This is a genomic window from Acetivibrio clariflavus DSM 19732 (assembly GCF_000237085.1).
GTDB lineage: Bacteria > Bacillota > Clostridia > Acetivibrionales > Acetivibrionaceae > Acetivibrio > Acetivibrio clariflavus.
Genome location: NC_016627.1, coordinates 3,049,215 through 3,062,266, shown reverse-complemented (window position 1 = coordinate 3,062,266; position 13,052 = coordinate 3,049,215). Strand labels below are relative to the sequence as shown.

Sequence of the window (13,052 nt, the reverse complement as noted above, 5' to 3'; positions counted from 1 at the left end):
AATATTAATTGTACAAGGAGGGGATAAAAGTGAAAAATTGCGAAGAAATTTTAGAATTATTATCATTATATATTGACAATGAGTTGGACGATGCAACAGCTAAAGCTGTCGAAAAACATATTGAATTGTGCAGTTCATGTAAAACAGAGCTTGAACAGCTGCGTGAAATAATAAAAATGTGCAATGAACTGGATGAAGTTGAATTGCCGGAAGATTTTAATGAAGTTTTGCATGAAAAGTTAAAGTTAGAACAAAAGAATATGAATGAAAACAAGAAAATTATATATATGAGAAACAGTTTAATGAGAACGGTAGCTTCCGTTGCTGCAATTTTTATATTAATATTTGCAGTACGTGGATTTATGTATAAAGGAATAACTACTAAAAATACCAATTCATCGGGAACAGAAATCGAACCTACCGGTGATGTGGTTTATAATACTGACATAAAAGCATTTGATAAAGAAAAGGATGATGTTTTAAGTATTGAAGCCGCAGATGAGACCCAGATGTATACGTATGAAATGAGTGAAGAGATAGTACGTAGCGCGGAATTATATAATTCCGATGAGACAGATTCTCAAAATAATAGTAATGAGAATAAATTTAATGTAGAATCTGATAAAAATGTTTCGGCTGCTTCAGGTGCGACATCAACTGCTGACCAGAAAAATGCACCGGATGAAACGGTTATGTTTAAGTTTAGTGATGGTACTGAAACCAGTGACGGCACTTACTCGCTGGCTATGCAATTCGGGGAAGAACTGGAGGTGCCTGTTATTGGTTTGACTGCATATTCCAGTGATTTTGAAACGGATATATTGAAGATAAATGAGATTGCCGGTAAATTCGGTACAAAAATTAAAGAGGATGATACCAATGCCTCTGGTTCAAATATGGCAAAAGATTTATTAGTTGGAGGAAATCCGGAGTTTACCTTGACTAATAAGGCAGATTATGTTGTAAGCTATAGTATGGATAAATTAAATTATGACAAATTTATAAAAGAGATTAAGGATAAATATAAAGGCAAGTATTATATTGTCAATAATGAAGAGGAATTAAACAAAAGACTCAAAGATGTGGAAGGCCGGATTATCGAGCTTGAAAACAGTAAGAAGACCAATACCGATGAATATAAATCTCTTATGCAGGAAAAAGAAAATATACTTAATCAGTTGAATAGTATAAACTCAAGCAGTAAAATAAGAGTCAATATCACTATAGTGGATAATTGATAGATGGAAAACATATAAATTGCACTGTAAAAGAATTTGAAATTATGTTTTTTTGAACAGGTACGGTATTAATCTTTTATTGTTGGAGTTAGCTACAGAAATATATTAAAAAATATCCAAAACAGCAGTTTACTGCTGTTTTGTTTTTGTGTAAAATGGTTTTGTATGCACTGAATAATAATTATACATAAAAAGGTGATGGTACTGATGGAAATCAAAGCGGTTGTTGACAGAATCGAGAACGGCTATGCCATTTTAAAATCTGAGGACTATGAAATGGAAATTTGTATTCCCGCCGATGATTCTGATAATAGATATTTTGAAGGTGAAAATATAACTTTGTTACTTAACGGAAACGTTGAAAATAATGGATAAAAATCGGATATTGAGAAATATTAGTAATGAACTTGTGATATGAGAGGATGCCAATGAATAAGAAAAAATTAATGGTTATTGATGGAAATAGTATATTGAACAGGGCTTTTTATGGTCTGCAAGGCCCTAATCTTTTGGCAACATCGGATGGATTGTATACTAATGCTGTTTATGGATTTATAAACATAATGAATAAGTATATTGAAGAGGAGAATCCACAGTACATCTGTGTTGCTTTCGATTTGAAGGCACCTACATTCAGACATAAGCAATTTGACGGTTACAAGGCAAATAGAAAGGGAATGCCTGATGAATTGAGGGTTCAGGTGCCGGTTATCAAGGAAGTACTTGATGCAATGCGTATAAAAAGACTTGAGATGGAAGGCTATGAAGCTGACGACATACTTGGGTCCATATCCTTGTGTGCACAGCAAAAAGGTATGGAGGTAATAATCATTACCGGTGACAGAGATGCACTACAGCTTGCAGACAAGGATATAAGGATTAAGATACCTAAAACTAAGGGTGGTAAAACCGAGACAGAAGAGTATAATCTTGAGACAATACATGGAAAATATAAAATTGAGCCTGTTCAGTTTATTGATGTCAAAGCTCTGATGGGAGATACATCCGACAATATACCCGGTGTTCCGGGAATAGGTGAAAAGACTGCTTTAGATCTTATTCAAAATTACGGCACCATCGAAAATTTGTATGAGAATGTTGACAATATTACAAAAAAAGCGCTTAAAGAGAAGCTTATAACCTATAAGGAACAGGCTTTTATGAGCAAGGAACTGGCCAGAATTGAAAGGAACATGCCCTTTTTGTGCAATATTGACGAACTTGCAAGAGTAGAGTTTGATAAACCAAGACTTTATGAACTTTTTAAGCGTTTGGAGTTTAAAAGTTTTATTGAAAAATTCGGATTGAAAGACAGTCAGAATCAGGAATCTTTTAAAGTTAATATAAAGAGAATTAAAGACAAACAAGGAATTTTGGAATTAAAAAACGAGATTTTCGAAGAAAAAGAGATGTCCTTTTATTATTTGATAGATAAAGTTGATAAGTTTACAAACAAACTTTCGGGTATTTCTATATCAGCTAAAGAGGGAAACTCGTATTATCTGGCATTTAATGAAGATTATAATGAGAAGGAATTTTTAGAAGAATTCAAAAGTATTTTTGAAGATTCCGACATCAAGAAATACGGACATGATCTGAAGAATTTTATTGTATATTTAAAGAACAGAGGGATTGAGTTAAACGGAATTGCCTTTGACACCATGATAGGGGCATATATCATAAATCCTTCCCGCGACACTTATACCATCTCGGAATTGGCAAACGATTATCTGGGCTTAAGTGTAAAGTCGGTAGAAGAGATGGCGGGCAAGGGTAGGAATTTTATGCCTTTTGATGCTATGGATGAGGAAGAACTTAAAAATGTTGCAGGCCTGTATCCGGAAGTAATATTTAAATGCAAGAACAAAATTGAAGAAAAACTTGGAGAAAACGATCAGATAAAACTTTACTATGAAATTGAGCTACCATTGGTTGAGGTTCTTGCAGATATGGAATATTACGGGTTTAAGGTCAATGTTAATGAACTTATGTCCATCTCAAGGCAGTTGGATGAAAAAATCCAGGAACTTACCGTGAAAATATACGAACTTGCTGGGGAAGAGTTTAATATTAACTCTACCAAACAATTGGGTGTAATACTGTTTGAAAAACTGGAACTGCCTGTTATAAAAAAGACTAAGACAGGATATTCCACCGATGCAGAGGTTTTGGAGGAGCTTGCCGACAAGCATGAAATTATACCTAAAATCCTTGAGTATCGTCAGTTGATAAAATTGAAGTCTACTTATATTGATGGCTTGATGTCGGTTATAAATCCTGTTACCGGGAAAATTCATTCCAGTTTTAACCAGACTGTTACTGTAACGGGCAGAATAAGCAGTACAGAGCCTAATCTTCAGAATATTCCCATTAAACTTGAAATGGGAAGGAATATAAGGAAGGCTTTTGTATCAAGTGATGAAAATTACAGGTTGGTGGATGCCGACTACTCCCAGATAGAGCTCAGAGTATTGGCGCATATAACCGGCGATGTCAACATGATTGAAGCCTTCAATAAAAATGAAGATATTCATGCTTCAACGGCTTCAAAGGTATTTGGAGTGCCAATTAACGAAGTGACTCCTCTGTTGAGGTCCAAAGCAAAGGCGGTAAACTTTGGAATAGTATATGGAATTGGAGATTTCAGTCTTTCAAAAGACCTTGGCATAACAAGAAAAGAGGCTAGGGCGTATATTGACGGGTATCTTGAGAAGTATGCCAATGTAAAAAAGTATATGCATGACATTGTAGTTCAGGGAAAGGAATTTGGCTTTGTCACTACATTGTTTGGCAGGAGAAGATATTTGCCCGAGCTTAAATCCAGCAATTTCAATATCAGGTCTTTTGGCGAAAGAATAGCTATGAATACACCTATTCAAGGAAGTGCTGCCGATATTATCAAAATTGCAATGGTTAAAGTATATAAAGAGCTAAAGGCAAGAAAACTTAAATCAAGGCTGATTCTGCAGGTTCACGACGAACTCATTATTGAAGCGCATGTTAGTGAAGTGGAAGAAGTGACAACCATTTTGAAAGAGAGCATGGAAAATGCAGTTAAATTGAGTGTTCCTTTAAGTGTGGAAGTAAAATCAGGTTCTAATTGGTATGAGACAAAATAGCTTAAATTTAGTTAAGATTCTCAAGCTGTTTTGAATTTTAATGTAATTAAATGCGTATTTTGATGTATACCTCTTGTAACTATCATAAATGATATATCACTAAGTGATAGGAATAGGATGGAGTTATAATGAGAATAATTGGAGTAACCGGAGGAATTGGAAGCGGTAAAAGTACGGTATCTAAAATCCTTGCCTCTTTTGGAGCACAGGTTATTGATGCCGATGTGTTGGCAAGGCAAATAGTGCAAAAGGGACAGAAAGCACTGGAGGAAATAGTAAACTATTTCGGTGAGGCTGTTTTGGATTCGGAAGGAAATTTAGACAGAAAGAAGCTTTCCGGCATAGTGTTTAAAGATAAAAAGAAGCTGGAAGCGTTAAACAGGATAACTCATAATTATATTGCAGAAAAGATTATTGAAGAGATAAAAAAAATAAAAGAAGACGAAACAGTCGTTGTTGATGCACCAATTCCCATAGAGCATGGATTTACTGATGTAGTAGATGAGATTTGGACTGTTATTGCGGACAAAGAAGTTAGAATAAAAAGAGTTATGGAACGAAGCGGTCTGACATACAATGAAGTAGAGGACAGAATTAATTCCCAGTTAAGTGATGAATTTTACTTGAGTATTTCTGACAGAGTAATAGTCAATAATGGTTCTATTGAGGAATTGAGACTGCAGGTTGAAAAATATTTTTTTATTAGTTCCATATAATATAATTTGTGTTAATAAGAGCTGATGTGTGTAAATTTTAAAAGACTGAAAATAAGTAGTGTAAAAAACTATAGCAACATTGATGAGGCAGGTATTAGGAATGCTGAGAATAAGAAGTTTAAAGAATGTAATAGTAGTTATTATTGCTTTTGCAGCAATTTTATTTTTGCTCGACAGTATCGGGAAAAGCATGTTTCCTTTAAGATATAAAAATTTGGTTATAAAATATGCAAGAGAAAACGATTTAGACCCGCTTTTGGTGTTTTCGGTAATAAAGGCCGAGAGTAATTTTAATCCGAATGCAACATCTCATAAAAATGCGAGGGGCTTGATGCAGATAATTGACGATACGGGCATTTGGGCAGCTGAAAAGATGGGCATTGAGGGATTTAAAGTAGAATCTTTGTATGACCCTGAAATAAACATTAAAATAGGATGCTGGTATTTAAGAAACCTGAGAAATGAAATTTATAAATGCAGTGGAGAAATCAACAATGATCTTGTTTTAGCCGCTTATAACGGAGGAATAGGTAATGTACAAAAATGGCTGAAAGACAAACAATATAGCAGCTCTGGAAAATCGTTGGAAAGGATACCTTTTAAGGAAACTGAAAATTACGTAAAAAAAGTTAATAATTATCGCAAAATTTATGAAAAACTGTATCGAAAGGAAATATAGCATTTTAAATCAATTTATGAAGTAACAATATTTTATTTTTATAAAAAGAGTCATAAACATAGATAACCTGTATTAAAGCTATTCTTTTATAGCTTTAATGCAGGTTATCTATGTTATCGGGGTATTTTATCGGGGGGAAGCTATTGTTTCTTTGTTATTTGAAGTAAAGTTTATTCTGGAAGGATATTTTTTGCTTGTATTGCCAACATAATATGTATTTAAATATCGATGATGTTTTCTATAGCATTCATCACAGTATCTTCCTGTTCTGATAGGTTTGCCGCAATCTTCGCATAAAAGAAATCTATTATTTTGCTCAATTATTTCAAGTCTGCTTTCTTTAAGATAGCGTTTAATCTGTTTTATAGGAATGCTTAAGTCATTAGCAACATCGAAAATCTTTGCAAGGGGATGTTCCGAAAGGTATTCTTTTATCATGGAAAAATCTTTTTCATCTCTTTCGGTGCAAACGGGACATAGTCTGAAGAAACCCATTGAATTAAATAGTTTACCGCATTGTTCGCAACAAATAACATCCATAAAAATACCACCTTGCCTTTGACATTTGACCAATGGATTACTATAATATTATTGTACAATATTATTATACAATTTTTGTAGTTTTATGTTAATGAATACGGAGACTTAAATTTGTAGGCTTAATTTAATAGGATCGAACATAGGAAAATAGGCCTATGTAAAATTTAAAACAATACAATATAATATTGTTGTAAGTAAAAACTGGAAAGGATAAGCATTTTGAAGCCAGGCAAATTAGGTTATTTATATATTTTAATTACTATCATTTTTTTCAGTACCTATGAAGTTGTAAGCAAGACTTTAGTAAATAGAGTTAACCCATTTCAAGTCAATTTCTTAAGATTTTTTATCGGCGGTATTTTACTTTTTATTGTACTATTAGCCAAAGGCGATATCTCGATAGAATCCAAAGATCTTGGAAAAGTAATGATAGTGGGAATAATTAATGTAGTTTTAAGTATGAATCTGCTTCAACTTAGTCTGAACATGCCGGATTCTAAAGCCTCAATTGCAGCAGTGATATTTAGCAGCAATCCTATTTTTGTAACATTTTTTGCAGCATTTATTACTGGCGAAAAAATCAATTTAAACAAGATTTTTGGACTGTTGTTTGGGGTTTTGGGTGTGATTTTGATATCGCTCGATGGAATTAAAATTGACCATGTCAACTTAAAAAGCCCGGTGCTGGCTTTATTGTCAGCATTGCTATATGGCTTGTATACCGTTTTGGGTGGAAAAGTGTCTAAGAAAATAGGCAGTCTTAAAATGAATTCCTATTCCTTTTTGCTCGGAAGTTTAACATTGCTGCCGTTTTTGATAATATTTAAAGTTCCGGTTATAAAGTTTGACTATTCAGTATCTTTTCAGATATTATATTTGTCTTTGTTTGTAACAGGTATTGCATATCTCACATATTTTATGGGATTGGCACAAACCGGTGCCGGTAAAGGTTCCCTTGTATTTTTCTTAAAGCCAGTTTTGGCGTCAATATTTTCGATGGTTATTTTAGGTGAAAGGATAACTTCCGGTTTTGTTATGGGTACAATACTAATTATTTTCGGCATAACCCTGGTACTTTATTGGAACAAAGAAACACCTAAAAACAGTAAAAATCTTCAATAAAAACTTTTGCAATTTCCGGGAAATATTGTAAATTAAATATGTAAAAATACACCTGCGCTTTTTTTAGTATAATATTTTTTTGTAGTGGGAGGTGTAAAAATGTCTTATTAATTTCTATTAATATACCGATAAATAAAAAAAAGCAAAACAATAGTTTGATTATTTCCTGGATTGGGCTGTAAAGGTAAGAAATATAGTAAAAACATGTGCAAGGAAAAAAGCAATAAAAAATAATGAAAAAGGAATATGGGAGCTATGGTTAATGAAATCATAAATGAGTCTATAAAGGAAAAGAAGCAGAAGTTGCTTAAGTTTAAGCGAAATATGCTGTATTTCAGATGGACTATACTTGTATTTACTATTCCTGCATTTTTATTTGATTCAGAATTTCCTGTTTCCAAAAATTTTGTGTATCTGACATTATTGCTGACCATATTGTACAATTCGATTATATCTCTTCTAATTGCCTTTAAAAAACCCGAAAAAATTAAAAAAGATGTTGGTTTTGTTTTCTATACGGATGTTCTGTTGGTTTGCTTTATTTCATATATCCTTGGAGGAATTGAGTCGGATATTTTCATAGTGCTGTTTTTTATAATTGCCTATTACGGTATGAGCAGGGATATAGCAAGTATCGTAAATATAACCATCTTCACCATTTCCATGTATTCCTTATTTACCTTAGGGGCTGAAAGGAGCAGATTAAATGAATTCCACTATTGGAAACTGATAAGCAGAAATTTATTCATGCTTATTACTGCCTATGGAATTTCATTGCTCATTACCGAAGTCAAAAAGTATGATGAAATGCACAAAAGGGAGTTTAAGCTAGCAAGAACCGATAAACTTACCGGCCTGGCAAACAGGCATTACTTTGATCAAAAGCTTGAAGAAGAAGCACTTTATTCCGACTATACCGGAAAGCCTCTCAACATTTTGATGTTTGACATTGATAATTTTAAGAAGTTCAACGATACATACGGCCATATGTGGGGAGATAAACTTCTATCCATATTTGGTGAAATAGTCATGCAAAATATTCGAAAAACTGATATTCCCTTCCGTTACGGAGGAGAGGAGTTTATATTGCTTATCAGTGATTTGGATATATCAACTGTAAAGGGGATAGGGGATAGAATCAGAAGCCAGCTTGAGAAGCAAAACTTTAATATAGGAGATGAAAATACAAAGTGCAAGGTTACTGTAAGTTGTGGGATAGCCCAGTATCCGACTCATTCTAAAGATATAAAAGAGGCTATAAATTGTGCCGATAAAGCATTGTATTATGCAAAGGAAATCGGAAAGAATATAGTAGTTACTTATGATGAGATAGGAAAGCTTAGAGAAACTGTTCAGATAGATATAGATACATACTTAAGCAATTAAAGTTTATAATACTTTTAATTGTTCGGATATTCTATAATTTTAGGGAAAGAATCCAATCAGCGATATTTTCATGTCTTTCGGCAAGAACACGGTGACCTTAGGTTGCCTGTGTTCGAAAATTCTGATATTTTTCAAGTTTCAAAATTCTTTTGTCCTTTCAATATGATATAAAAACTGAATTGCGATAGAGATAAATTAATATACCATTTTTATCATTGTTTCATGCCCAATATTAAAATATAATAATGATAATGGGTAATTAATAAATTTATATTGAGAAATTATCAGCATTGAATAAAACAGCAAGGGTAGAAAAATAATGAACATGGTTTTCGCAGGGATCTATCGGAACTGACGGTAATTTGAGAGCAATATAGTCCTGCGTTATATTAAATAAGGAGATGGAATATAATGGTTAAAATAGCGTTTTTAGGTGCTGGGAGTACGGTGTTTGCAAGAAATGTGCTTGGTGACTGTATGTGTACGCCATGTCTTAAAGATGCAGAAATTGCCCTATATGATATAGACCCTAAGCGACTTGAGGAGTCGGAAATTATTCTCAAGGCTATCAACAAAAACGTTAATTCCTCCAGAGCCAAGATTTATACATATTTAGGTGAAAAACAAAGAAAAGATGCTTTAAGAGATTCGGATTTTGTAATCAATGCAATTCAGGTTGGCGGATATGATCCCTGTACTATTATAGACTTTGAAATTCCAAAGAAATACGGTTTGAGACAGACCATAGGCGATACTTTGGGAATCGGGGGAATTATGCGCGGCCTTAGAACAATCCCTGTTATGAGAGATATTGCAAGAGATATGGAAGAGGTTTGTCCCAAGGCTCTTTTTCTTAACTACACTAATCCCATGTCCATCTTGACCGGTTATATGCAAAGGTATACAAAAATACGTACCGTCGGTTTATGCCACAGCGTTCAAATCTGTTCATACTATCTGCTTAAAGACCTTGGTATGGAGGACAAACTGGATGGACGCAGTGATTTTATTGCCGGTATTAATCATATGGCATGGCTCTTAGATATAAGGGATAAAGAGGGAAAAGATTTATATCCTGAGATTAGAAGACGTGCCCTCTTAAAGAACAGCAACGAAAAGCATAATGATATGGTTCGATATGAATACATCAAGTATTTCGGTTATTACTGCACCGAATCCAGTGAGCATAATGCCGAATACAATCCGTTTTTTATAAAATCAAAGTACCCGGAATTAATTGAAAAATACAATATTCCGTTAGATGAGTATCCCAGAAGATGTATCAGCCAGATTGAAGGATGGGAGAACGAGAAAAACAATATTCTGCGGGATGGGAAAATAACCCATGAAAGAACCAATGAATATGCATCATATATTATGGAAGCCATAATTACCAATAAGCCTTTTAAAATTGGCGGAAATGTTTTAAATACCGGATTGATTGAAAATCTGCCCTATGATGCTTGTGTTGAAGTTCCCTGTCTGGTAGACGGCAATGGGATTTCGCCGTGCCATGTAGGAAAGTTACCCGTTCAACTGGCGGCCATGAATATGACAAATATAAATGTTCATCTGCTGACCATAGAAGCAGCTTGTACAAAGAGAAGGGAGGCTATATATCAGGCAGCTATTTTGGATCCTCATACGGCAGCTGAATTGTCCATTGATGATATTGTTAAAATGTGTGATGAGATGATTTTAGCTCATGGTGAATATATGAAAGAATACAGATGATGGGTAAATAGATGGTTTATAGAAGAAAAAGGGATGAGTTGGGTATTTCATCCCTTTGTTTATCGTATAGAAAGTTATGACCTATATGTGAAAATATATTTAAAGAATAAGCAAGAATTTACATAGTTTATACGTAGATGATTTGCTTTTTCTCTTATTTGACTATGAGTGGAAGGGAAGAGGTCTATGAGCAAGTTATGGTATACTAAGCCGGCAGGCTGTTGGGAAGAGGCACTGCCTATCGGGAACGGGCGCATGGGTGCCATGATATTTGGCTCAATAGAAACTGAGCACATTCAACTAAACGAAGATAGTGTCTGGTATGGGGCTTTTGTCGATAGAAACAATCCCGATGCTTTAAAAAATCTGCCTAAGATAAGGGAATTAATTATAAAAGGACAGATTCCTGAAGCAGAGGAGCTTATGGTATATGCTTTATCGGGAATTCCTCAGAGCCAGAGGCCGTATCAATCTCTAGGAGACCTGACGATAAGATTCAAAGGTATGGAAGGAGATAAAAGCGGCTATATACGATGCTTGTCTCTTGATGATGCAATTCATACTGTGAAAGTAAAAGTAGCGGAAAATACTTATAAAAGAGAAACGTTTTTATCGGCAGCAGATGATGTTTTGGTTATGCGCATTACATCTGATGGAGATAAAAAGATTTCCTTTTCTGCTCTGCTTACAAGGGAAAGATTTTATGATAGGGTTATAAAAGTCGGACAAGATGCCGTTATGCTAGACGGTAACTTAGGCAAGGGAGGACTTGATTTTGTCATGATGCTAAAGGCTGTGGCAGAGGGAGGAAGCTGCGATGTGGTTGGGGAGCACCTTATCGTTAATGATGCAGACGCAGTTACTTTATTGTTTACGGCAGGGACTACTTTCCGTTTTCAAAATCTAAAAGAGCAATTGAAAAAGATTTTAAATGATGCAGCAAATCGATCCTATGATGACCTGAGAAAACGTCATGTAGAAGATTACATGAGCTTATATAACAGAGTAAGTTTTGAACTTAACGGAACAGAAAAATATGAGGAGCTTACCACTGAAGAACGGTTGAAGAAAGCGAAAGAAGGAGAAGTTGATAAAGGTTTGGCAAAATTATACTTTGATTTCGGACGCTATCTTCTTATTTCATGCAGCAGAGAGGGAAGTCTTCCTGCCAATTTACAGGGTGTGTGGAATAAAGACATGAATCCGGCCTGGGATTCAAAATATACCATTAATATAAATACTCAGATGAATTATTGGCCGGCAGAAGTGTGTAACCTGTCGGAGTGCCATAAACCTCTGTTTGATTTGATTAAAAGGATGGTGCCAAACGGGCAAAAAACAGCAAGGACTATGTATAATTGCCGCGGATTTGTTGCCCATCACAATACCGATATATGGGGAGATACAGCGGTTCAGGACCATTGGATTCCGGCCTCTTACTGGGTTATGGGTGCGGCCTGGCTATGTACCCATCTATGGATGCATTATGAGTACACTCAGGATAAGGATTTCTTAAAAGAGGCATTTCCGATTATGCGAGAAGCGGTCTTGTTTTTCCTTGATTTTTTAATTGAAGATAAAGGTTATCTAAAGACTTGTCCTTCGGTATCGCCGGAAAACACTTATATTCTTCCGAATGGAGTACAGGGGTCAGTTACCATAGGTGCTACCATGGACAACCAAATACTCAGAGATTTATTCAGTCAATGTATAAAGGCAGCAGAAATATTGAGAGTTTGTGATCAAATGAATCGGGATATTGAAGAGACAGTGAAGAAATTGGAACCGACACGGATCGGATCACGGGGAAATATTATGGAATGGACAGAAGATTATGATGAAGCTGAGCCGGGACACAGGCATATATCCCATTTATATGGACTTCATCCATCGACTCAGATAACAGTGGATGGCACTCCTGAATTGGCAGAGGCAGCAAGACGAACCCTTGAACTAAGACTAGCACATGGAGGGGGGCATACAGGCTGGAGTCGAGCCTGGATTATTAATCTTTATGCCAAACTATGGGATGGTGAGGAGGCTTATAAAAATTTGGAACAGTTAATCTCAAAATCAACATTACCGAATATGTTCTGCAATCATCCTCCTTTTCAAATAGACGGTAACTTTGGCGGTACGGCTGCTATAGCAGAAATGCTGGTACAGAGTACCGAACAGCGAATTGTTTTGCTGCCTGCTTTGCCCAAAGTATGGAAGAATGGAAGTATAAAGGGCTTATGTGTTCGCGGTGGTGCAGAGATATCTCTTCATTGGCAGGACTGTGAATTGACAAAGTGTATTATTAAGGCCAAACATAAAATTCAAACTGATGTTGTTTATAAGCAAAAAAGGATTAAGATTTCTTTAGAAGCCGGTGAAGAAGCTGTGTTGGCATTTTCGCACAGTTTCTTTTGACAGGTGTTTATAAATGATTTATTTTACATCATAAGCCTATAATTGAAAATATTATTAATTCTTGTTATAATAAAAAAGACGTAGCATTTCTTGCGCAAAAGCA

The 13,052-nt window shown here is 35.0% G+C and carries 10 protein-coding genes; 9 read left to right on the top strand and 1 reads right to left on the bottom strand.

Features of this window, described 5'->3' with window-relative positions; genetic code table 11:
* The first annotated feature begins 29 nt into the window (after positions 1-29).
* From CLOCL_RS21140 to CLOCL_RS12920, 5 genes are all read left to right on the top strand, one after another.
* Positions 30-1,238 carry an anti-sigma factor family protein gene (locus CLOCL_RS21140; protein ID WP_014255773.1) on the top strand — a complete coding sequence of 403 codons (1,209 nt, stop codon included), beginning with the start codon at positions 30-32 and terminating at the stop codon, positions 1,236-1,238.
* 207 nt (positions 1,239-1,445) lie between these two features.
* Complete coding sequence (locus CLOCL_RS22590) at positions 1,446-1,613, top strand: hypothetical protein (RefSeq protein ID WP_014255772.1); 168 nt, start codon at positions 1,446-1,448, stop codon at positions 1,611-1,613.
* Between the two features lie 53 nt (positions 1,614-1,666).
* The gene (polA, locus tag CLOCL_RS12930) at positions 1,667-4,357 is read left to right on the top strand and encodes a DNA polymerase I (RefSeq protein ID WP_014255771.1); all 2,691 of its coding nucleotides are present in this window, start codon (positions 1,667-1,669) and stop codon (positions 4,355-4,357) included.
* Positions 4,358-4,485: 128 nt separating this feature from the next.
* Positions 4,486-5,073 (top strand): dephospho-CoA kinase, encoded by a 588-nt coding sequence (coaE, locus tag CLOCL_RS12925; protein WP_014255770.1) that lies wholly within the window; start codon positions 4,486-4,488, stop codon positions 5,071-5,073.
* 100 nt (positions 5,074-5,173) lie between these two features.
* Positions 5,174-5,752, top strand: a complete 579-nt coding sequence (locus tag CLOCL_RS12920) for a lytic transglycosylase domain-containing protein (protein ID WP_014255769.1) — start codon at positions 5,174-5,176, stop codon at positions 5,750-5,752.
* A 126-nt stretch (positions 5,753-5,878) separates the two neighbouring features.
* Here CLOCL_RS12920 and CLOCL_RS12915 read toward each other — a convergent pair whose 3' ends face one another.
* The gene (locus CLOCL_RS12915; protein ID WP_014255768.1) at positions 5,879-6,292 is read right to left on the bottom strand and encodes a flagellar protein; all 414 of its coding nucleotides are present in this window, start codon (positions 6,290-6,292) and stop codon (positions 5,879-5,881) included.
* Between the two features lie 219 nt (positions 6,293-6,511).
* On the opposite strand from CLOCL_RS12915, the gene CLOCL_RS12910 reads away from it, so the two are divergent.
* The 4 genes from CLOCL_RS12910 to CLOCL_RS12895 all read left to right on the top strand — a co-directional run bounded on the left by CLOCL_RS12910 (position 6,512) and on the right by CLOCL_RS12895 (position 12,949).
* Entirely contained in the window at positions 6,512-7,414 is a 903-nt protein-coding gene (locus tag CLOCL_RS12910; RefSeq protein ID WP_014255767.1) for a DMT family transporter, read from the top strand.
* A gap of 255 nt (positions 7,415-7,669) precedes the next feature.
* Positions 7,670-8,800 carry a GGDEF domain-containing protein gene (locus tag CLOCL_RS23540; RefSeq protein ID WP_014255766.1) on the top strand — a complete coding sequence of 377 codons (1,131 nt, stop codon included), beginning with the start codon at positions 7,670-7,672 and terminating at the stop codon, positions 8,798-8,800.
* 411 nt (positions 8,801-9,211) lie between these two features.
* A complete protein-coding gene (melA, locus tag CLOCL_RS12900; protein WP_014255765.1) occupies positions 9,212-10,534 on the top strand; it encodes an alpha-glucosidase/alpha-galactosidase in 1,323 nt (440 codons plus the stop codon).
* Positions 10,535-10,720: 186 nt separating this feature from the next.
* Complete coding sequence (locus CLOCL_RS12895) at positions 10,721-12,949, top strand: glycoside hydrolase family 95 protein (protein ID WP_014255764.1); 2,229 nt, start codon at positions 10,721-10,723, stop codon at positions 12,947-12,949.
* Positions 12,950-13,052: the final 103 nt, after the last annotated feature.